At 70.6% G+C, this 20,421-nt stretch carries 18 protein-coding genes; 8 read left to right on the top strand and 10 right to left on the bottom strand.

The features are described from left to right. Nucleotides 1–40 precede the first annotated feature (40 nt). The 7 genes from AC4PMY_RS15980 to AC4PMY_RS15950 all read left to right on the top strand — a co-directional run bounded on the left by AC4PMY_RS15980 (nucleotide 41) and on the right by AC4PMY_RS15950 (nucleotide 8,902). Nucleotides 41–1,558, top strand: a complete 1,518-nt coding sequence (locus AC4PMY_RS15980) for an NtaA/DmoA family FMN-dependent monooxygenase (RefSeq protein ID WP_491623185.1) — start codon at nucleotides 41–43, stop codon at nucleotides 1,556–1,558. Between the two features lie 90 nt (nucleotides 1,559–1,648). After that, a complete protein-coding gene (locus tag AC4PMY_RS15975) occupies nucleotides 1,649–3,271 on the top strand; it encodes an ABC transporter substrate-binding protein (protein WP_491623184.1) in 1,623 nt (540 codons plus the stop codon). A gap of 72 nt (nucleotides 3,272–3,343) precedes the next feature. After that, a complete protein-coding gene (locus tag AC4PMY_RS15970) occupies nucleotides 3,344–4,435 on the top strand; it encodes an ABC transporter permease (RefSeq protein ID WP_491623183.1) in 1,092 nt (363 codons plus the stop codon). Beyond that, nucleotides 4,432–5,304: an ABC transporter permease gene (locus AC4PMY_RS15965; RefSeq protein WP_285039456.1), complete on the top strand. Its 873-nt coding sequence runs from the start codon at nucleotides 4,432–4,434 to the stop codon at nucleotides 5,302–5,304. Before AC4PMY_RS15970 ends, AC4PMY_RS15965 begins: the two co-directional genes overlap by 4 nt. Further along, complete coding sequence (locus tag AC4PMY_RS15960) at nucleotides 5,301–7,019, top strand: dipeptide ABC transporter ATP-binding protein (RefSeq protein WP_491623182.1); 1,719 nt, start codon at nucleotides 5,301–5,303, stop codon at nucleotides 7,017–7,019. Before AC4PMY_RS15965 ends, AC4PMY_RS15960 begins: the two co-directional genes overlap by 4 nt. 35 nt (nucleotides 7,020–7,054) lie before the next feature. Next, nucleotides 7,055–7,819, top strand: a complete 765-nt coding sequence (locus AC4PMY_RS15955) for a class I SAM-dependent methyltransferase (RefSeq protein WP_491623181.1) — start codon at nucleotides 7,055–7,057, stop codon at nucleotides 7,817–7,819. A 129-nt stretch (nucleotides 7,820–7,948) separates the two neighbouring features. Further along, nucleotides 7,949–8,902: an oxygenase MpaB family protein gene (locus AC4PMY_RS15950; protein ID WP_491623180.1), complete on the top strand. Its 954-nt coding sequence runs from the start codon at nucleotides 7,949–7,951 to the stop codon at nucleotides 8,900–8,902. A gap of 133 nt (nucleotides 8,903–9,035) precedes the next feature. Here the strand turns inward: AC4PMY_RS15950 and AC4PMY_RS15945 are convergent, their stop codons facing one another. Genes AC4PMY_RS15945 through AC4PMY_RS15925 form a run of 5 tightly spaced genes read right to left on the bottom strand, consistent with a single transcriptional unit; the run spans nucleotide 9,036 to nucleotide 13,971 of the window. Further along, nucleotides 9,036–9,821 (bottom strand): ABC transporter ATP-binding protein, encoded by a 786-nt coding sequence (locus AC4PMY_RS15945; protein WP_491623179.1) that lies wholly within the window; start codon nucleotides 9,819–9,821, stop codon nucleotides 9,036–9,038. Then, nucleotides 9,814–10,602 carry an ATP-binding cassette domain-containing protein gene (locus tag AC4PMY_RS15940; protein ID WP_491623178.1) on the bottom strand — a complete coding sequence of 263 codons (789 nt, stop codon included), beginning with the start codon at nucleotides 10,600–10,602 and terminating at the stop codon, nucleotides 9,814–9,816. Before AC4PMY_RS15940 ends, AC4PMY_RS15945 begins: the two co-directional genes overlap by 8 nt. Further along, nucleotides 10,599–11,510, bottom strand: a complete 912-nt coding sequence (locus AC4PMY_RS15935) for an ABC transporter permease (protein ID WP_491623177.1) — start codon at nucleotides 11,508–11,510, stop codon at nucleotides 10,599–10,601. The genes AC4PMY_RS15940 and AC4PMY_RS15935 overlap by 4 nt, the downstream gene beginning before the upstream one ends. Then, nucleotides 11,507–12,466 carry an ABC transporter permease gene (locus AC4PMY_RS15930; protein WP_079002777.1) on the bottom strand — a complete coding sequence of 320 codons (960 nt, stop codon included), beginning with the start codon at nucleotides 12,464–12,466 and terminating at the stop codon, nucleotides 11,507–11,509. The genes AC4PMY_RS15935 and AC4PMY_RS15930 overlap by 4 nt, the downstream gene beginning before the upstream one ends. After that, nucleotides 12,463–13,971 (bottom strand): ABC transporter substrate-binding protein, encoded by a 1,509-nt coding sequence (locus tag AC4PMY_RS15925; RefSeq protein ID WP_491623176.1) that lies wholly within the window; start codon nucleotides 13,969–13,971, stop codon nucleotides 12,463–12,465. The genes AC4PMY_RS15930 and AC4PMY_RS15925 overlap by 4 nt, the downstream gene beginning before the upstream one ends. Nucleotides 13,972–14,244: 273 nt before the next feature. On the opposite strand from AC4PMY_RS15925, the gene AC4PMY_RS15920 reads away from it, so the two are divergent. Continuing rightward, complete coding sequence (locus AC4PMY_RS15920) at nucleotides 14,245–14,700, top strand: SIP domain-containing protein (protein WP_159453431.1); 456 nt, start codon at nucleotides 14,245–14,247, stop codon at nucleotides 14,698–14,700. A gap of 46 nt (nucleotides 14,701–14,746) precedes the next feature. Here the strand turns inward: AC4PMY_RS15920 and AC4PMY_RS15915 are convergent, their stop codons facing one another. From AC4PMY_RS15915 to AC4PMY_RS15895, 5 genes are all read right to left on the bottom strand, one after another. Next, complete coding sequence (locus AC4PMY_RS15915) at nucleotides 14,747–15,157, bottom strand: Fe-S oxidoreductase (protein WP_491623175.1); 411 nt, start codon at nucleotides 15,155–15,157, stop codon at nucleotides 14,747–14,749. Continuing rightward, on the bottom strand, nucleotides 15,154–16,569 hold the full coding sequence (locus AC4PMY_RS15910; RefSeq protein WP_491623174.1) for a dihydrolipoyl dehydrogenase family protein: 1,416 nt from the start codon (nucleotides 16,567–16,569) through the stop codon (nucleotides 15,154–15,156). Before AC4PMY_RS15910 ends, AC4PMY_RS15915 begins: the two co-directional genes overlap by 4 nt. Further along, a complete protein-coding gene (locus AC4PMY_RS15905) occupies nucleotides 16,566–17,426 on the bottom strand; it encodes an arginase family protein (protein ID WP_064295283.1) in 861 nt (286 codons plus the stop codon). The genes AC4PMY_RS15910 and AC4PMY_RS15905 overlap by 4 nt, the downstream gene beginning before the upstream one ends. 79 nt (nucleotides 17,427–17,505) lie before the next feature. After that, complete coding sequence (locus tag AC4PMY_RS15900; protein ID WP_491623173.1) at nucleotides 17,506–18,279, bottom strand: PspA/IM30 family protein; 774 nt, start codon at nucleotides 18,277–18,279, stop codon at nucleotides 17,506–17,508. Nucleotides 18,280–18,353: 74 nt separating this feature from the next. Then, complete coding sequence (locus AC4PMY_RS15895) at nucleotides 18,354–20,384, bottom strand: TPM domain-containing protein (protein ID WP_491623172.1); 2,031 nt, start codon at nucleotides 20,382–20,384, stop codon at nucleotides 18,354–18,356. Nucleotides 20,385–20,421: the final 37 nt, after the last annotated feature.

Genomic DNA, 20,421 nt, shown 5'->3' with positions numbered 1-20,421 from the left:
GACACCGCGGCCGGACCTCGCCCCTCCCGCTGCGCCTAGGGTGCTCAGACGGCCCGGTCCGGACGGACCGATCACCGCCGCACCGGAGGAGTCGATCATCAACGCACCGTCCAGCCCGACGCAGTCCCACCCCAAGCAGCTCATCCTCAACCTGTTCGAGATGAACTGCGTGAGCCACATCACCCACGGCCTCTGGCGCCTGCCGGACAACCGACGCGACCAGTACACCGACATCCGGTACTGGACGACGCTCGCCCGGACGGCGGAGGCGGGCGGGTTCGACGCGATCTTCATCGCCGACGTGGTCGGCGCCTACGACGTGTTCCGTGGCGGCCCGGCCGACGCCCTGCGCGAGGGCCTGCAGATCCCGAACAACGACCCCCTGCTCGTCGTCCCCGCGATGGCCGCCGTGACCGAGCACCTCGGCTTCGGCATCACCTTCTCGACGAGCTACGAGCCGCCGTTCGCCTTCGCCCGTCGCATGAGCACCCTCGACCACCTGACGAACGGCCGCGTCGCGTGGAACATCGTCACTTCGTACCTGCCCAACGCCGCACGCAACTTCGGCCTCGCCGAGGAGATCCCGCACGACGAGCGGTTCGCGATCGCCGAGGAGTACCTGGACGTCCTCTACAAGCTCTGGGAGGGGTCCTGGGACGACGACGCCGTCATCCGTGACCGGGAGGCCGGCGTCTACTCGGACCCCGACAAGGTGCGGTACATCGACCACGTCGGGCGCTACTTCCAGGTCGCCGGACCGCACCTGTCCGAGCCCAGCGCGCAGCGGACACCGCTGCTCTACACCGCGACCGCCTCGCCGGCCGGCATCGCGTTCGCCGGACGGCACGCCGAGGCGGTGTTCACGGGCGTACGGGGTCCCGGTGGTGCAGGACCGCTCCTGGAACGGTTCCGTGCGGCGGCGGCCGACAACGGACGCGACGGGGCCGCGCTCAAGATCGTCGTCCAGGCCGCCGTCATCGTCGCGCCGACGCAGGAGGAGGCCGAGGCGAAGGCCGCGCAGTACCGGGAGCACGCGAGCATCGTCGGCCGGTTCGTCCACGCCGGGCTGCCGTTCGACCCGGAGGCGCACCCGGCGGACCGGACGGTCGCCGAGGCGCTCGCCGCAGAGGGGGTCCCGGCCGACGCGCTCCCGCCCCAGGTGACGGCCGGCACCGTCGGCGAGTTCATCAGCCGGGTCGGCAGCGACCTCGAGCGGGATTTCTTCGCCGTCGGCACCCCCGAGGTCGTGGCCGACGAGATCGAGCGATGGTTGGAGGTCGGTATCGACGGCATCAACCTGCGGCAGTACCACAGCCTCGACACGCTCACCGATTTCGTCGAACTCGTCGTGCCGGAGCTGCGTCGCCGAGGGCGGCTGCGCGACGCGTATCGACCGGGGGAGACGCTCCGCGAGCGCCTGACCGGCGGGGCGGCCCGGCTCCCCGACGACCACCCGGCCGCACGATACCGCGGAGGACGGAACCTCGGCGACCGGCACGAGGGGACCATCGACGGTCACACGGCGTCATCGAGGGAACCCGCGGGAAACCTGTCGTAACAGAGCAGCGGGGTGGCCCGGTGCGCCGTCCAGGATGGGCAACCACGCCGGCGCAGCACCGGACCACCCCGACCCACAGGAGTACCCGTCATGACTCGAACCACCAGACGGCGAGCACGACTCGCCGCCGCAGCCCTCGTCGCCGTGAGCATCGCGCTGACCGGCTGCTCGGCGGCGTCGGCCTCGTCCGACGCGGACGGTGGCAGCCTCACCTACCTCGATGCGGAGATCCCCACCTCGGCGCAGGTGCAGGAGGCGGGCACGTGGCAGACCCGTGCGCTGCAGCAGAACATCACCGACCGCCTGCTCTACCGGAACGCGGAGACGGGCGAACTCGAACCGTGGATCGCCGACTCCTGGACCGTCAGCCCCGACGGTCTCACGTACACCTTCGTGATCCGTGACGGCGTCACCTACAGCGACGGCACCGCCGTCGACGCCGCGAGCGTCGCGAAGAACCTGAACTGGCAGTCGACCGGCGACGAGGCGAAGGGGACGACCCCGAACGCACAGTTCCCGTCCGGTCTCGTGGCGACGCCGGACGACGCGACCAGCACCGTCACCGTCGTCCTCGCCGCACCCTACGCGCCCTTCCTCAACGTGCTCACCGGGTGGGGATCCGGGCTCGTCGCCGACGCCACGATCGACGCGAGTAAGGAGGAGCAGTCGAAGTTCGTGAACCTCATCGGCTCCGGTCCCTTCGTCGTCGCCTCCGAGACCTACGGCAAGGAGATCGTGCTCGACCGTCGTGAGGGGTACGCGTGGGCCCCGCCGTCCTCCCCGAACCAGGGCGAGGCGCACCTTGCCTCGGTCACGGTCATCCCCGTGCAGGAGGACAGCGTCCGGCTCGGCACCCTGAAGTCGGGCGAGGCGGACGTCATCCGCTACGTCCAACCGAGCGAGGAGCAGGGGCTCGTCGACGCCGGCTACGACATCGTGTCCAAGACGGGTGTCGGTCTCAGCAACCAGTGGTTCCTCCGCAGCCAGGCGCCGTTCCTCGACGACGTCGACGTCCGCAAGGCGCTGCTGCACGCGATCGACCGTGAGCAGATCATCGAGACGCAGTACACCGACAGCTGGACGCCCGCGACGTCGGTCCTGTCGCCTGGCACCTTCGGCTACGTCGACGAATCGGCGAAGTTCGCCTACGACCCGGATGCGGCGAACCGCCTCCTCGACGGCGCCGGCTGGACCGAGCGCGACGCGGACGGCTACCGCACGAAGGGCGGCGAGCGGCTCACGGTGAAGACCTACATCGACGTCTACGACAACACGGCGAAGAGCCTCTTCCAGCAGATCCAGAACCAGTTCAAGGACGTCGGGATCGAGCTGTCACTCAACGAGCTCGACTACTCCACCTACTGGGCGACCGCGTTCGCGGACCCGGAGGTCGGAGCGCTCCGAGTCGGTTGGCCGCACCCTGACCCCTCGAAGGGCCTCAGCGAGTACTACAGCAAGGACGGGTCCGACCTCCTCGGTCTCGCCGGCTCCGACACGACCCTGCAGTCGCTGCTCGACGCGCAGAACGCGGCGACCGACGACGACACCCGTGCGGCGATCCTCGGACAGATCCAGGACCACCTGATCGACCAGGCCTACGTCGTCCCGATCCTCAACGACAGTCAGGTGTTCGTCACCCAGCAGCGGGTGAAGGGCTTCTCCCTCACCGACGGCGCCCTGCCGGAGTTCTACAACACCTCGATCGAGGACTGAGCGAGCGGGAGGGCCGTCGACCGGACGGCCCTCCCGTCTCCGGTCCCGTCCCTTTCCGAGAGGAGGCCCCACATGTCCAACCAGCATCCGAACGCCAGCGCGGCGGACACGCGACGCCGGCAGTACCGCGAGTACGTGATCAGGCGCGTCGCCCAGGCGCTCCTCGTGATCGCCCTCGTCTACACGCTCGTCTTCTTCACCCTCTTCGTCCTGCCCGGCGACCCCATCGAGAACAAGCTGACGAGCCCGCTCAACCCACTGCCCCCGTCCGCCGGCGAAGCACTGCGGGCCTACTACCACTTCGACCTGTCGCCGATCGAACAGTTCGCGCTGACGGTGAGCCGACTCTTCCAGGGAGACCTGGGGTACTCGCTGGTCAGCGGTCGTGCCGTCTCGGACCTCGTCGCGCAGGGCTTCTCGGACACCATTGTGCTCGCAGGCGTGGCGTTCGTCATGACGATCGTGCTGTCGCTCGCCATCGCACTCACCGCCGTGTACGCCCCCGTCAGGGCGATCAGGAGCATCGCGGCCTCAGCGCCCATCGCCTCGATCTCCGCGCCGAGCTTCCTCATCGGCTTCGTGCTCCTCGCGATCTTCTCCTTCCAGCTCGGCTGGGTGTCGTCGGTGCGCGATCAGGGCTTCGTGTCCTACGTGCTCCCGGCACTGACCCTGGCGCTCGCCGTCAACGGTCCGTTGACGCAGGTGTTGATCCAGGGACTCCGGAAGGCTGCGGACGAACCCTTCGTCACCGTGCTCCGCGCGAAGGGGACGAGCGAGGTCCGGATCGCCCTCGGCCACGTCCTGAAGAACGGTGCGATCCCGTCGATCACGATGCTCGCCCTCGTCGTCGGAGAGCTGCTGGCCGGTGCCGTCGTCGTCGAGGCCGTGTTCACCCGCACCGGCCTCGGATTCATCACCTTCGAGAGCGTGCGCGATCAGGACACCCCGGTGATCCTGGCCGTCGTCATCCTCATCTCCTCCATCTACGTCGGCATCAATCTCGTGACCGACCTCGTCTACCCCGTCCTCGACCCGCGCATCGTCCGCCCGGGGCATGGGCGGTCCCGACGCTCCCGCCTCGCCAGGCCGACGGTCGCGACAGCGGCGGCGACGGGGACGGCGGTGCCCGACGGTATCCCGACGAAAGCGAGCGTGGACGCATGAGCCTCCGACTCCGACCGGACCGCGACGTCACCGCGGCCGACGACGGACCGGACGCGTTCCGTCGACTCCTCGGCCGCCTCGGGGTCGCTGACGTCCTGGCGATCATCGTGGTCGGTCTCGTCCTCGTGTCCGTGGTCGCACCCGGCCTCCTCACGCCGTACGACCCGCTCGAGCCCGATGACGCCAACGCGCTCGCCGCTCCATCGGTCGCGCACTGGTTCGGAACCGACTCTCTCGGTCGCGACCTGCTGTCGCGGGTGATCCACGGCACCGGTCGGACCCTGCTCGGCTCGGCGGTCGCCGTCCTCATCGGTCTCGGCGCCGGCACGGTCCTCGGGCTCGTCGCCGCGTCGTTCGGCGGTCTCGTCGACGCCGTCATCAGCCGGATCGTCGACGTGCTGCTCTCGATCCCCGGGCTGCTCCTCGCGATGGTCGTCGTCGTGGCGCTCGGCTTCGGCACCCTGAACGCGGCCGTCGCCGTGGGGATCTCCTCGATCGCGGCGTTCACGAGGATCATGCGCTCCGAGGTGTTGACGGTGAAGGACCTGCCGTTCGTCGAGGCGAGTCACCATCTCGGCGGTTCGCGGGCGTACGTCCTCGCCAAGCACGTCTTCCCGAACTCCTACTCTGCGGTGCTGTCGCTCACGGCCCTCCAGTTCGGACTCGCGATCATCTGGATCTCCTCGCTCAGCTTCCTCGGGTACGGAGCTCCGCCGCCCGACCCGGAGTGGGGTCTGCTCGTCTCCGAGGGTCGTCAGTACGTCGTGTCCTCGCCGTGGCTCGTCGTCGTCCCGGGCCTCGTGATCGCCGTCACCGTGCTCGCCATCAGCCGTCTCAGCCGACTCACCCGCGAGAGGACCACCGCATGAACCAGGCAGCCCTGCAGCACAGCGCACTCCACGTCGTCGACGCGGCTCCGGTGCCGTTGCTCGTCGACGGACTCGCCGTCGGGTACCGGACGCGCGGCTCGAGGGGGCCGACCGACACGGTGCGCGACGTGTCGTTCCAGGTGGGACGCGGCGAGACGGTGTCGCTCGTGGGTCAGTCCGGTTCGGGGAAGAGCACGATCGCCCGGGCGGTCGCGGGGCTCCTCCCCGGCAACGGCTCGGTCACCGCCGGTCGGGTCACGGTCGCCGGACACGAGGTCGCCGATTTCTCCCGGAAGCAGTGGCGCCCCCTGCGCGGCTCGACGCTCGGTTTCATCCCGCAGGATCCGCTGAGTTCACTCGACCCGCTGCAGCGGATCGGCGTGCAGATCGCCCAGGCGGTCCAGGTGGCGGGCGACACCCCACGCTCGGAGGTCCCCGCGCGCGTGATCGAGTTGCTCGAGCACGTGGGCATCCGTCAGGCCTCGGCCCGCGTGCGGTCCTACCCGCACGAGCTCTCGGGCGGGCAGTTGCAGCGGGTGCTCATCGCGATCGCCATCGCGGCGAGGCCCAAGCTGCTCATCGCCGACGAGCCGACGTCCGCGCTCGACGTGACCGTCCAACGGCGCATCCTCGACCTCCTCGACGGCCTCCGGCAGGAGCTCGGGCTCGGGATCCTCTTCATCACCCACGACCTGGCGCTGGCGCAGGAGCGCAGCGACGCGATCGTGGTCCTACAGGACGGGAACGTCCGTGAGTCGGGCCCGGCCGAGGAGGTGTTGCTCGCACCGCGGCACCCCTACACGGTGGGGCTGCTCTCCGACTCGCCCGCGTCCTCGCCCTTGCGCTACCGGGAACGCATCCGCGCTGCGGCCGAGCAGGTGCAGGCGGAGCAGCGCGGCGAGACGAACGCGGCGCCCGCGGTGGTCGAGGTGTCGCACGTGTCCAAACGGTTCGCACGCGATCCGCAGGCGCCGCCCGCACTCGACGGCGCGTCGCTCGTCCTCCGTCCGCGTTCGATCCACGCGCTCGTCGGCGAGTCCGGGTCGGGCAAATCGACGCTCGCGCGCATCGTCGCCGGGCTCAGCTCCTTCGACGACGGCTCGGTGCGTGTCGTCGGCCGGGAACTCCCGCGGGACAACGCCGTCGCCAACCCCTTCGCGCGCGACCTCCAGCTGGTCTACCAGAACCCGCTTTCGGCGGTCGATCCGCGGTACACCGTCGGACAGATCATCGAGGAGCCCCTGCGGATCCACGGGGTGCGGAGCGCCGCCGAACGCCGGCGCCGCGTCGCGACCATCCTCGACCAGGTCGCCCTCCCCGCGAGTGCGCAGGGGCGTCGTGCACGGGAGGTGTCGGGCGGTCAGCGCCAACGGGTCGCACTCGCGAGGACGCTCGTCCTCGCGCCGTCGGTGCTCGTCCTCGACGAGCCCACCTCGGCGCTCGACGTCTCGGTGCAGGCGCAGATCGTCGAACTGCTCCTCGACATCCGGGACGAGCACGCGCTCAGCTACCTGTTCATCTCGCACGACCTCGGTCTCGTCAGGCAGATCGCCGACGAGGTGACGGTGCTGTCCAACGGGCGCGTCGTCGAGTCGGGCCCGGCCTCGGCCGTCCTCGGGCATCCGCAGCACGCGTACACTCGGGAGCTGCTCGACGCGGTGCCGCGGTTCGACGTCGAGCGGCTCGATCCGAGCCGGTTCGAGGCCGTCGGATGAGCGCACCGAGCACGGAGCCGCGCACGGAGGAGACCATGTCACGATCGTTCGACGACCTCGTCGCCGAGGCCGACGCCGCCTCGGTCGACGGGTGGGACTTCTCCTGGCTCGACGGCCGGGCCAGTGAGGAGCGCCCCTCCTGGCGGTTCTCGGAGTTGCTCGGGAGACGTCTGGCCGACGTCCCGTCCTCGCTCGACCTCGAGACCGGCGGGGGAGAGGTGTTGGACACGGCGCCGGTGCTTCCACCGCTCGCCGCCGCCACCGAGTCCTGGCCACCGAACCTCGCCCGAGCCGCCGCCCGCCTGCACCCGCGCGGCGTCGTCGTCGTTCGCACAGAGGAGGGTGCTCCATTGCCGTTCGCGGACGACTCGTTCGCGCTCGTGTCGAGTCGGCATCCCGTCGCCGTGGACTGGACCGACGTGGCTCGGGTGATCGCCCCGGGCGGCAGCTACCTCGCCCAGCACGTCGGACCGGCGAGCGTGTTCGAACTCGTCGAGGCCTTCCTCGGCCCACAGCCCGAAGCGGTCCGTCGCGCGCGTCATCCCGACGACGAGGCCGCCGCCGCCCGTGCCGCCGGGCTCGAGATCGTCGAGTTGCGGACCGAACGGCTGCGCATCGAGTTCCATGACGTCGGTGCGATCGTCTGGTTCCTGCGCAAGGTGATCTGGATGGTGCCCGGATTCACCTCCGCGCGCTACCTCGACCGCCTGCAGGAGCTGCACCGTTCCCTGCAGGGGGACGGCCCGTTCGTCGCGCACTCCTCCCGAACCCTCATCGAAGCGCGCAAGCCCATCCGGTGACCGGGGCCCTGCCGAGGCGCCCTTCGACAGGCTCAGGGACCGCGATGGAGGAGATGATCCCCCTACGGGTGGGGCCGCCGGCATCCCGACGTAGGCTCGTCGTGACGGCGAGTGGAGGACGATCGAGTGGTGGATGTCGGCACTGGACGGCGACCGGTCTCCCGCCTGCGCACCCGCCTGCTCGCCGGGCTCCGCTCACGCATCCTCGCGGTCTTCGCGGTGGAGCAGGACCGCCCGCCGCAGTGGACGCTCGATCTCGAGGACGGCACCGACGCGGGGTTCTTCACGCCCGACTCCGCGGCCTGGACGGTGCACGGCGGTGTCGAGACCATGGTCGCCGGCATCCGGGCGCTCCTCCTGCAGGCGGCCCACCCCGGGGCGCTCGCCGGCGTGCACGACTGGTCCCGGTACCGGGAGGACCCGCTCGGACGGCTCGACGGCACCATCCGCTGGATCTTCACCGTCACCTACGGCGACCGCGACACGGCCCGTCGGACGAGCGACTACGTGCTCAAGCTCCACGAACGCGTCGTCGGGGAATACCTCGACGCCCATGGCGTGGTGCGCCCGTACGCGGCCAACGACCCGGACCTCCTGCGCTGGGTGCACCTCGCGTTCACCGACGCCTTCCTGAGCGTGCGACAGACCTGGGGTGGCCGGATCCCCGGTGGTGCGGACGCCTATGTGGCCGACTGGGCACTCGCGGGTGAGCTCATGGGCGTCGTCGACCCGCCCCGCTCCGAGGCCGAGCTGGCCCGACAGCTGCGCGGATACCTCGACGCGGGCGAGCTGACCGGCGGCCCGAGGGTGGACGAGACCCTGGCGTTCCTCCGGCGTCCGCCGCTCGACCGCTCGCTGCTCCCCGCCTACGGGATCCTCTTCGCGGGAGCCGTCGCGACGATCCCAGCCGAGTACCGCCGCATCCTCGGGCTGCGCACCGCGCACCTCGGTCCGATCCCGCTGCCGGTCGTGACGGCGACGCGGGTCGTCCTGTGGATCGTGGGGCTCGTCCTGCACGGTGAGTCGCCGAGCCAGCGCGCGGCGCTGCGCCGGCACCGGCGCCTGGCGGAGCCGTCCGCCTGAGGCCGTTCGACAGGCTCAGGGACTGGATGGTGTCTGAGGGACCGGATGGTGTCTGAGGGACCGGGGATGGTCGCTGAGGGACCGGGGGATGGTGGCTCAGGGACCGAGACGGTGGCACGGGAGCTGGGCGGCGTCAGAGGCGGGGGACCGAGGCGAGCAGCTGGGTCGTGTACGGGTGCGAGGGCCGACTGAGGACCTTGGCGACCGGACCCTCCTCGACGATCGATCCGTCGCGCATGACGACGACCCGGTCGCAGAGATGCTGCACCACGCCGATGTCGTGCGAGACGAGCACGATCGCGAGCCCGAGCTCCTGCCGCAGCCCGCCGAGCAACTCGAGGATCTGCGCGCGGACGGTGACGTCGAGCGCGCTGAGGGGTTCGTCGCCGACGAGGAGGCGAGGGCGGTGCACGATCGCTCGCGAGAGGGCGATGCGCTGGCGCTGACCACCGGAGAACTCATGCGGGAAGCGGTCGGCCGCGTCGGCGTCGAGACCGACGAGCCGGAGTACCGCGCGCACCTTGGAACGGTGGTCGCCGTCGATCCCGAGCGCGGAGAGCGGCTCGGCGACGATCCGCCCGATACTCATCCGCGGGTCGAGCGACGCGTACGGGTCCTGGAACACCACACCTGTCTGTCGACGGAACCAGTGCAGACTCCTGGCGCTCGCCGCGGCGCTGACCGGACGGCCGTCGAACTCGACCGTGCCGGAGCTCGGGGCGTCGAGCGCGAGCAGGAGGCGGACGAGCGTCGACTTGCCCGACCCCGATTCGCCGATGATTCCGACGGCCTCACCCGGGGCGACGACGAGGTCGCTCGGGTGGAGCGCGGCGGTGCGGCTCGGGCGCTGGAAGACCGACTCCCGCGGGTTCGTGTAGACCCGTCCGAGGCCCTTGGCGCGGAGCAGCGGCTCAGTCATCGTCCTCGCCCTTCCAGCTCATGGTCTTCGCGGCGGCCAACAGCCGCTGCGTCACGGGCGACACCGGCGTCGAGAGCAGCTGTGCGACGGGCCCGGCCTCGACGACCTTGCCCTGCGCGAGTACCACAGCATCGCTGGCGATCCGGGAAAGGACCGCGAGGTCGTGCGTGATGAAGACGAGGGACGCCCCGGTCTCGCTCACGAGACGTTCGAAGAGGCCCAGGATCTCCGACTGGATGGTGACGTCGAGCGCCGTGGTCGGTTCGTCCGCGATGAGCAGGGAGGGTCCGCAGGCGAGGGCGATGGCGGCCGCGACCCGCTGGCGTTGCCCGCCGGACAGCTGGTGCGGGTACCGCCGGACGATGCGCTCGGGGTCGGGCAGACGGACCCGCGCGGCGAGTTCGACGGCCCGGTCGAGTGCTTCCCGTTTCGACAGCCCCTCGTGGATGCGCAGTGACTCGCCGATCTGACGTCCGATGGTGCGGATCGGGTTGAGCGCCGTCCGAGGTTCCTGGAACACGATCCCGATCTCACGCCCGCGGATCCGCGCCAGTTCGCGGTCGTCCCGGCCGAGGAGTTCCTCGCCCTGCCAGCGGATGCTACCGCTCACCGACGCGCCGTCGGGGAGGAGGCCGAGGATCGCCAGCGCCGTCAGCGACTTCCCGGAACCGGACTCGCCGATGAGGCCGAACCGTGCGCCCGCCGGCACGCTGAAGCTCACGCCGTCGACGACCCGGCGACCACCGAGCGTGACGACGAGGTCCTGGACGTCGAGACTCATGCGGTCACCCCCTGGGGCGAGGTGGGCGTCGAGGCGGGGGCCCGGCGACCGAGGGTCGGGTCGGTCGCGTCCCGGAGGGCGTCGCCCAGCAGGTTGAGGGCGAGGACGGTGACGGTGATGGCGAGCCCCGGCCACAGCACCGACAGCGGGTGCACGGCGAGGTAGGTCTGCAGCTCACTGAGCATCCGACCCCACGACGGGACGCTGGAGGGGGCGCCGTAGCCGAGGTACGACAGGCCCGCCTCGGCGAGGACCGCGACCGCCATCGACCACGACAGCTGGACGATGAACACCGGTGCGATGTTCGGCAGCAGATGCCGCGTCAGGTTCCTCACCGGTCCGAGACCGGCGGCCTTGCCGGCGAGCACGTACTCGCTGTGCGAGACCCGGCGGATCTCGGGGCGGGTCACCCGGGCGATGTTCACGCCGAAGCTGATGCCCACCGCCCAGATGACGACCCACAGCGAGCCGCCGAAGACCGAGGCGATCATCATGGCGATCAGGAGGGTCGGGAACGCGATGAGGATGTCGATCAGTACCGCGACCGTCTCCCGGACCCAGCGCCGCGTGAGTGAACCGAGGGCGGCGAGGGCGACCCCGATGACCGTCGAGACCACGGCGGAACCGATCGCGACGGCCACGGTCACCCGAGCACCGACGAGCAGCAGGCTGAAGATGTCGCGTCCGACCTCGTCCGTGCCGAGCAGATGGGCCGGCGACGGAGCCAGCCACTTCGCGAACGGATCGGTGAGCTGGGGGTCGTAGGGCGTCCAGAGGAAGGAGACGCCGGCGCTCAGGAGGAGCAGGGTGACCACGACGAGCCCGAACACGCCGGCCGGGCCGGACACGAGGGTGCGGAGTCCGCCTGATGCCGTGCGCCGACGGGCGTGATCCTGACGAGCGGTCATGCGCTGCGCTCCCGTTCTCGGAGTCGCGGGTCTGCGAGACGGTGGACGACGTCCACGACGGCACCGATCACGAGGACCACCCCGGTGAGGACGAGAAGCTCGCCCTGCACTTTCACGAGGTCGCGGTTGCCGACGTCGGCGACGAGCATGCGCCCGATGCCGGGCAGGGTGAAGAGCTGTTCGATGATGACGCTGCCGACGATGAGCCCGGCGATCTGGAGCCCGAGCACGGTGACGACCGAGAGGGCCACGTTCGGCAGCCCATGGCGGATGAGTGCTTGCGAACGGGTCAGCCCCTTGGCCGCCGCCGTCCGGACGTAGTCCTGGCCGATCGCGTCGAGGGCGGCGGAACGGACGAAGCGCAGCAGGACCGCGCCCTCGACGACGCCGATCGTGAGTGCCGGGAGGAGGAGGGCGCGGATCGCCGCCAGCGGATCGTTCCAGCCCGCGCGCGGGAAGCCCTGCGCCGGGAGCCAACCGAGCACGACGGCGAAGAGGAGCACGAGCATCATGCCGGCCCAGACGACCGGGACGGCGGCGAGCCCCTGCGACGCGAAGGAGATGACGACGCCCGTCGCGCGGGTACGCCGGACGGCGGCCAACACCCCGAGCGGCACGCTGAACGCGAGCGCGATCACGAGCGCCATGATGCCGAGCGGAACGGTGACCTGCGCCTTCTGGGCGAGTTCGCTGGCGACGGGGGTGCCCGTGATGAGCGAGTTCCCGAGATCGCCGCGGAGCAACCCGCCGATCCAGTCGAGGTACTGCAGGAGGACGGGCTGGCCGAGTCCCAACTGTTCGCGGATCGCGGCGACCGCCTCGGGCGTCGCGTCCGTTCCGGCGATGACCTGGGCGACGTCGCCCGGGAGCACCCTGATGGTGAAGAAGATCAGGGCGCTCGCGGCGAGCAGCCCGACGAGGAGGAGCACCAGCCTCGTCAGGATGAAGCGGGTCACCCGGTCACGGCGACCTTCGCCAGGTTGATGCGCGAGTTGACCGAGTCCACGGGGAAGCCGGTCACACCGTCGCGCACCACCGTGAGGGTGATCGCGGTGTAGAGCCAGTCGGCGGCGTTGTCCTTCGACACGAGGTACGCCGCCTCCTTGAGCTTCTGGGCTGCGACGGCCGGGTCGGTCGCCGCTACGGATTCAGCATAGAGCGACTGGACCTGCGCGTTGTCGTAGCCGAAGTAGTAGTTCGGGTTCGCCCAGTTCTGGAAGTCGCGCGCCTCGACGTGGTTCACGTAGCTGAGGTCGTAGTCCTTGTTCGTGTAGACGTCGTTGAGCCAGGTCGGGAACTCGACGCTCTTCACGGTGAGGGTGACGCCGATGGCCTTGAACTCGGACACCAGGACGTTGGCCACCGAGGTGCCGTAGAAGCTCGGGATCGTGAGCGTCAGCGACAGGTTCTCCTGGCCGGCCTGGGCGAGCAGCGCCTTCGCCTGGTCCGGGTCGTACTTCACGAGCTCGCTGAGGTTCTCGTAGCCCGGGTCGAGCTCGGGGATCGGACCGTACTGCTCGACCGCGGCGCCGCCGACGGCCTCGACGATCGCGGCGTGGTCGATGGCGGAGCGGAGCGCCTGCCGGACGAGGGGGTCGTTCAGGGGAGCGCGCTGGTTGTTGAAGGCGAGGGTGTACTTGTCGGTCGTCTTGCCTTCGGTGATGCTGAACCCGTCGGCGCGGGTGATCTGGTCCTTGAGGTTCGCGTCGAGCGCCGTCTGCACGTCGAGTTCGCCGGCGAGGGTGGCGTTGACGGCGGAGGAGGCGTCGGGGATGTAGCTGAAGACGACCTCCTTGACCTTCGGAGCGTCGCCCCAGTACTTCGCGTTCCGGTCGAAGGTGATGCTGTCGCCCTGCTTCCAGGTCTTCAGGGTGAACGGCCCGGTGCCGTTGGCGGTCGTCGACAGGTCGTTGGTGGCGCCCGACTCCAGCACGAGTCCTGCGCGACCGGTCAGGGTCCACAACAGGTTGGAGTCGGGCGAGGTGAGCTGCAGCTGCACGGTCGAGTCGTCGACGGCCGTGATCGAGGCGACCTTCTGGAGCGCCACGTTGTCGACGAAGGTCGGGTCCTGCTGCACCTGGGTGATGGAGTCGACGACGTCGGCCGCGGTCAGGGCGGCGCCGTCGTGGAAGGTCACGTCGTCGCGGAGGACGAAGGTGTAGGTGAGACCGTCGGCGCTGATGTCGTGGCTCTTGGCGAGCGTGTCGACGATCTGGTTGTCCTCGGTGCGGGACACGAGGCCCTGGTAGACGTTGTCGATGAGGATCTGGTCGAGCGCGGCGCCTGAGGTGGTGCGGATGTTGAGGTCGGAGGGCTCCAGGACGAGACCGACCCGCAGGGTCGCGTCGGCGTCGGGCGTCGGCGTCGCGGCCCGGCCTGCGCAGCCGGTGAGGACGAGGGCGGCGCCGGTGACCGCGATCGCGGCGGTGAGGAGCTGACGACGCAGCTGACGATGACGCATGGAGGTCCTTTCGGGGATGCTGGAGTGGCCGGCATCTGGAGACGCACAACCGGTTCCGGGCAGCGGGCATTCCCGCCTGGGCCGCGTGAATACTGGACCGCGTCCGGAAAGCCGCATCGCTGGGGCTCCAGCGAGCGTACCCAGTCGACGTGTGTGGTGCCAGCCACGGTGTCAGGGGGCGTCACAGAGTGATCGGATCGTGATGTGCTGCGTCGCCTTGGAAGACCCTGCGCAGGGGATCGAAGTGAGCTTAGGCTCGCCTATACTGTTCGCGTGAGCTATTTCGAGGATCCGGCGGAGTTCGCCGTCGCGGACGCACGCCACGTGCTGCTCGCGGGCGACGAGTCGTCGGTCGGCGAGCTGGCCGAGGTCCTCGCGCTGCTCCCCATCTGCGCCCGCGGTCAGGTGTTCGTCGAGGTCGACGACGCCGCGTCGATCACCACCCTCGACTCGCCGGGACGCGTCGTCGTGACGTGGCTCGTCCGCGCAGCGCGTTCGGGGGAACCCGGAACGGGCAGCCGGTGCGCACGCGGTCAGGCCGTCGCGCGAGCGACGCGGGCCTGGGCGAGCGAGATGCTCGACGTCGACGGACACGACGCGGCCGACTACCACGTGTGGATCGGCGGCGAGACGGAGCACCTCACGGGCCTCCGGAACGACCTCAGGATGACCCTGGCGAGCATCGGTGCGCGTCAGCGCTCGAGCTCGGTCGAGCGCGCATCGCACTGACACGCCCCCGCTCCGGCACGGCATCGCACAGACGCCGCGACGCTCGTCAGCGGCGTTTCGGCAGGTAGCCTCCCGCTTCGAGCCCGGCTTCGATCTCGAACCGGTTCCGGAGCGGATCTCGACCGGCGATCGCGTACATCAGCGGGAAGAGCATGCCGTACCGCTGCCACTGCCGTTTGTGCACCGCCTCGTGTTCGAGCACCCGGGTCGACACGTTCCGGTCGGTGAGGTACACCCCGCCGACGCATGAGCCACCTCGGCCGAAGGTCCACGACGGCATCCCGCGGAAGACGACCATCCCGCCCCGCCGTTCGACCGGACCGGTGCTCCAGAGTGCGCCCCAGACGAGCCCGGTGAGCGTGGCGTACCAGTACCCGATCCGGCTCAGGGGTGAGTCGAGCCACGGGCCGCCGGAACGACGGCTCCGCGGCTCGTCGACGTGGCCGGGACGGGTCACGCACCGCTCCGGTAGGTCTCGAGGAGTCGCAGCCAGATCTCGCTCATCGTCGGGTAGGACGGCACCGCGTGCCAGAGGCGGTGCAGCGGCACCTCACCGACGACGGCGATCGTCGCGGCGTGGACGAGTTCGGCGACGTCCTGACCCACGAAGGTCATCCCGATGATCACGCCGCGCTCCTCGTCGACGACCATCCTCGTCCGCCCGGTGTAGCCGTCGGCGTGGAGGCTCGAGCCCGCGATGCCACCGAGGTCGTAGTCGACCACCCGGTGGGCGATCCCCGCCGCCTCGGCCTGCGCGGCCGTGAGTCCGACGGCTGCGACCTCGGGCTCGGAGAAGACGACCTGCGGCACGGCACGGTGGTCGGCGGTCGCCGCGTGGTCGCTCCACGGGCTGGTGTCGACGTCCTCGCCGTTCGCCCGTGCTGCGATGACCGCTCCCGCGGCGCGTGCCTGGTACTTGCCCTGGTGCGTCAGGAGAGCCCGGTGGTTGACGTCGCCGACGGCGTAGAGCCAGTCGCTGCCGTGAGCGAGGAGCTGATCGTCGACCTCGATCCAGGCACCCGGTTCCAGGCCGACGGTCTCGAGCCCGAGGTCGTCCGTCCGGGGCGTCCGGCCGGTGGCCACGACGAGTTCCGCCGTCGTCACCGCGTCCCGGTCGTCGAACTCGAGCGTGACGGCGCCGTCGGCGGCCCGGGAGACGGCGGTGGGGGAGGCGTGCACGATCGTCACGCCGAGTTCACGCAGGGAGGACTCGACGAGCTCGCCGGCGAACGGCTCGGTGTTGCCGAGTAGGCCGCTGCGGGCGACGAGGGTGACGTCGACCCCGAGCGAGCGGTAGGCGGTCGCGAGCTCGACGGCGACGACGCCGCCACCGAGGAAGGCGACGGACTCGGGCAGGGTCTGGACGCTCGTGGCCTCGCGGCTCGTCCACGGCTCCACCGCCGACAGCCCGGGGATGTCGGGGAGGAGCGCCGCGGAGCCGGTGCAGACCGCGACGGCGTGCGTCGCCGTGAGCACCGTCGTCGAGCCGTCGGCGGCCGTCACGGTGACCTCGCGCTCGCCGGTCAGGCGACCGTGCCCACGCACCAGCTCGATGCCGGCGCCCTCGAGCCACTCGACCTGGCCGTCGTCCGACCAGTCGCTCGTGAACGAGTCCCGTCGCGCGAGGACCTTGAGCGGATCGAGCGCGGTGTCCTCGGGGATGGCTCCCCCCGTGCGCTTGGCGGCCCGCAGGGCGGCTCCCGAGCGGATGAGGGCCTTGGACGGCATGCAGGCCCAGTAGGAGCACTCACCGCCGACCAGTTCGCTCTCGACGATGACGACGCTCAGACCGCTCTTGTGGGCGTAGTCGGCGACGTTCTCGCCGACGGGTCCGGCTCCGATGACGACGAGATCGACGGTACGGCTCATGGGGTGACTCCTGTCGGGTTGGTGCTGTCGGGTTTCGGTTCGCGACTGATCGCGCCGATGATGCGGAGGATGGTGCCGAGGTCGTCGGCTGCGGCGTCGGGGGAGCCGGGCGAGAAGCCCGTGACCCCGGCCCCGGCGAAGCCGAACCGTGCCCGGAGGGCGGTGATGCAGTCGAGCAGGGTGCCGAGTTCGAGACCGAAGGGGACGGCCGAGCTGACGCCGGCGATGACCGCGGGGTCGAGGACGTCGACGTCCACGTGCAGGTAGACGCGGTCGGCGCCCGTCGCCTCGACGGCCGCGACCACCTCGGCGGCGCTCGTCATCACCGAGGAGACCATGGGGATGCCACGCTCCTCGATGTGGGCGAGTTCACCGTCGTCGAGGTCGCGCACCCCCACGAGGACGAGTCGGGCGGGATCGAGTGGGGCCTCGGGCAGCAGCATCGCGGCGCCTTCGCCGGTGAGCGCCCGGGCGACCATGCCGCTGAACGACCCGGACGGCGAGCTGAGCGGGGTGTTGAGGTCGCCGTGGGCGTCGAACCAGACGACGGCGATGCCGGGGTCGCGTCGGAGGGCCTCACCGACCGAGGCGAGTTCGACGCCGCAGTCCCCACCGATGGTGATGACGGGCTCGTCGATCCCGACGAGCGCCTGACGTTGGAGTTCCGCGGTCGTCACGAGGGAACTGGCGCGCCGGATGTCGGTGTCGAGTGCCTCGCCGGCCTCGGTCGGCACGTGGACGAGTGTCGTGGCCGCCGTCGGCAGGTCGCCACGGATCGCCTCGGCTCCATCGATCAACTGCATGGCCCTGGACGAGCCGGAGCCCTGCCACTGGGGGACGACGACGAACTTCGTCATGCGGTGCCTTCCTGGAGATGGTGCGAGGGGGCGAGGTCGACGGGCCCTCGGGAGGTCCCGAGGGCCCGTCGGATCGGTACTACTGTCCGGCGTTCGGGGTGTACTCGGGGCCGGAGGACTCGATCGCGGGCGACGCGGAACCGCCGCCCTTCAGCGCGGCGAGGCGGGCCTCGACCTCGGTCAGCTCGCCGAGGTCCTCGAGGTCGTTGAACTGCGCGTCGAGACTCGAGGCGGCGAGCTCCTGCTGGCCGAGCACCTTCGCCTCCTCGCGACGGATCTTGTCCTCGTAGCGGCTGAGGTCGCTCGTCGGATCCATGATGTCGATGCTGCCGACCGCGTCCGCGACCTTGCGCTGCGCCTCGGCGGTCTTGGCCCGGGCGACCAGCTCGCTGCGCTTCGTCTTCAGCTGCTCGAGCTTCGTCTTCATGCCGTTGAGGCCGTTCTTCAGCTGTTCGACGACCTTCGTCTGGGACGCCAGCTGCGGCTCGGCCTGCTTGGCCTCGTTCTCGGCGCCGATCTGGCGCTGGAGCGCGATCTTCGCGAGGTTGTCGAACTTGTCGGCGTCTGCGGCGTTGCCCGCCTGACGGTATTCGTCGGCCTTGCGACTCGCGGCCAGCGCCTTGGTGCCCCACTCGGAGGCCGCCTCGACGTCCTGCCGGTGGTCCTGTTCGAGGAGCCGGAGGTTGCCGATCGTCTCGGCGATCGCGCTCTCGGCGTCGGCGATCGAGTTCGTGTAGTCCCGGACCATCTGGTCGAGCATCTTCTGCGGGTCCTCGGCGGAGTCGAGCAGCGCGTTGATGTTGGCCTTGGTCAGCTGGGCGATGCGTCCGAAGATGGACTGCTTCTCTGCCATGGTGTGGTTCCTCTCTCGTGTCCTGCTGGGTCGTGTCGGTCGGTGTCTGGTGATGAGATGGGTGGTGCAGCGGATCAGAAGCGACCGCCGCCACGTCGGGAACGGGTGCCGCCGCCACCGAAGCTGCCGGCGCTGCGTGAGCGACCGGAGCCGCCGCCGAACATGCCGCCGCTCGATCCGCCGCCGCCGAACATGCCGCCGCCGGAACGGGACCCGCCGCCGAGGACGGAGTTGATCAGGATGCCGCCTAGGACCGCACCGAGCATCCCGTTGCCGCCCTGCTGACCCTGGCCGCCGCCGAACATGCCGTCGAGTCCGCCCGCCGACTGGCTCTGGAACTGCCCGAGGTCGGCCTGGGCGAGCTGCACCGCTTGACTCGCGAGCGAGTTGGCGCGCTGGGCGAGGGGGAGCGCCTGCGTCGGGTCGGTGGCGGCAAGGCCCTGGGCCTGCACGAGGGTTCGGCCGGCCTCGGCGAGGCGCGTCCGGGCCTCCGGGCCGACGGCTCCGCGCCGCGAGACGATGAAGTCCTCTGCAGCAGACACCTGCGCGCCCGCCGTCTGCAGGGTCTGTCCGAGGGCGGCCGCGGCGCGTTGTCGCTGCTCCGCCGCGGTGCGCACCCCCTGGAGAGCGCCGTCGATCTGCGTGTTCGCCGCATCCAGGCGGGCGAGGAGGGCGATCGGGTTGTTCGGTGCGCCGAGCGCGCCGCGCACCTGGGAGACCGTCGCGGTGGTGCTCGCGACCGCTGCGGCGAGGGTGCCGGTCGGGTCGGATTGGCCGCCCGCCGCGGCGACGTCCCCGTCCAATTCGGCCAGTCTGGCGGCGAGGTGCTGCTCGGCGGTCGTCAGATCCGCCTGCAGCCGCTTCACGGCCCCGGTGAGCTGGGTTGCCTGGTCGAGCGCTTCCTCCGCGGCGCGGATGCCGACGGCGGCCTCGCCCGAGTCTCCGGCGGCGAGCCGCGCAGCTGCGTCCGAGATCGCCGCGGTGGCGAAGGCGAGTCGCTCGGTCGCCTCCGCCGGGTTGTCGATCACGGTGATGAGGGCGTCGGGGCTGTAGCGCGTCTGCAGGGCGTGCACCGCGTCTTGCGCGGCTGTCACCGTCGGTCCGGCTGCGGCCGCCCTGGCTCGCAGCTCCTCGACCGCCGCGGGCGCGTTCTTCTCGAGCGCGCGGAGCTCGTCGAACGAGGCGGCCTGTTCGTCGAGCACGTGGTTCGCGTGCTCGCAGAGCCGGATGATCTGGAGGTTCCAGTCGCGTTGTTGCTGCTCCGTGTCCGGCTCGGCGTCGTCGAGCCGCTGCTTGAGTGCGAAGGCGTGCGAGAGGTCGTCCTTCGCTCCGGCGAGGGCAGCGGTGAACGCGGCCGTGGCCGGTTCGCCGTAGGAGGCGGTCGCGAAGCCGAGCTCCTCCTCGCTCGTCCGGAGCGCGTCGTCGGTCTGGACGAGCGCACTGCCGGCGAGTCGTTCGAGCTCGGGGATCGGGGCGATGGTCAGCGGGTCGACCGGCGCCCCCTGTCGGCCCGCGGTCACCGCGCCGTCGCCGTTCGCAGCGCGGCGCCGGCGGAGGAAGACGACCAGGAGGACGACGGCCACGACGGCGACGACCACGATCAGCAGGATGGTCAGCCACCCGGTCGAGCCACCTGATCCGCTATCGGTGCCCCCGATCGACCCGCCGCCGACGGCGGCACCCAGGCCTTCGGCGGCAGCGACGCCGGCGCCGGTCCAGTCGTCATCACGCAGCTGCGGCAGGATCCGCTGCTGCTCGATCTCGGTCAGCTGGTCACCGCTCACCGGTCCGCTGGAGTCGCCGGAGAGGTAGTAGGCGCGGTCCTCGGTCGCCACGGCCAGCAGGTACTGGTTCGGTCCGAGGTTGTTGTCCTTCGCAGTCTGGTTCGCCCAGGACTCGGCGTCACTCGGGTCGGTGAAGGTCGGCACGTAGACCACCCAGAGGTCGACGCCGTGATCCGCGGCCAGCTCGTCGACGGCCGTCGTGATCTCGGTGACCTCACCGCTGCTGAGGACACCTGCGCTGTCGGACACACGCCCGGCCCCGAGCTGCACCGGGCTCTCCGCCCAGGCGGCGGTGGCTCCCACTCCGAGGAGCACGGCCACGCAGCAGGCCCAGATCGATACCGCCCAGCGAACCCGC

This window comes from Plantibacter sp. MDV22-iso1 (assembly GCF_058408345.1).
This window is presented reverse-complemented; position numbering and strand designations above follow the sequence as displayed.